1 protein-coding gene is annotated in these 978 nt (G+C 45.0%); it reads left to right on the top strand.

Features of this window, described 5'->3' with window-relative positions:
• Positions 1 to 60: 60 nt before the first annotated feature.
• Entirely contained in the window at positions 61 to 342 is a 282-nt protein-coding gene (locus BEI65_RS25780) for a hypothetical protein (protein WP_050296641.1), read from the top strand.
• Positions 343 to 978 lie beyond the last annotated feature (636 nt).

Below are 978 nucleotides of genomic sequence, written 5' to 3'. Positions count from 1 at the left end.
AGTAAGTTGGCACCATTACCGCAACGTTGGATGATTTTTTAATTGCAGAGGAAATCAAAAATGAAAACCAGAATAAAACACCCCACAATTAAAGATGCTGTATATATAGCAGAGTCTGTTATTTCAAGAATGGAACATAGCGCAGGGCGACGCTGTGGTTTACACGATACTTTATACAACCAGTTTCTTTCCGAGGAAATACATGAATTCGCTGACAGCCTGAATAATGATGAACGGGGTAAGTTTATAGAAATCGCCTCCACACTACATCCACACATAAAAGAATACGACTCGTATAAAACAAATACTATATTAAACAAAATCCGCAAAGAGGAAATGTGATGTTATTTGTTTTGATCGTTCAATTTTGAAAAATTGCTAACGATGGTTTTAACTTATCGTTCAATTCAGAATGAATTGTTAACGGGAAGTGGATTGAGGCAGCTAAATTCAATTTTGAAAAAATTGTTAATTTGGCGTCGCCGAAACCACTAACGAGCGTTCACCCCCAGTGAACCGAGTTAGTTGGGGGGAGCCGAATAAATTTTGCCGCCCCAGCGAGCAAAAAGCTATCGCCCACGATAGCGGTTTATTTGGGGGGCATAGCCCCGCAAACCGTCCAAGCTTAGGAGCATTATTCGAGGAACGAGAATAATACGACTTTGCGCGTGACCACCCCCGTTACGAGTAGTGATTTCCGATATTTTGAGACGAAGGCGAAAAAATAGAGGTCAAAATCACTTCGTAAGGGGGGTGGTCACGCGTAGCGTGGACGGTTTGCCGCACTTGACCTTTGGGGTTTTGGCGTGGCGTCCAGCCGCGACATTACCCCCTTGTCTCATGAAATAAGGGCGTCCAGCCCGCATGTAATGGGACATGCCTTTGTTGAGGGGACTCTAGCCCCCTCAGCATGCCCGCCTGCGGGCACAGTTTTAACGCTCTCAGATCCCCATGCAACTCGGTGAATCCACTCGGTGA

Origin of the sequence: Serratia sp. BW106 (assembly GCF_002607755.1) — a bacterium.
Lineage (GTDB): Bacteria > Pseudomonadota > Gammaproteobacteria > Enterobacterales > Enterobacteriaceae > Serratia > Serratia proteamaculans.
This window is presented reverse-complemented; position numbering and strand designations above follow the sequence as displayed.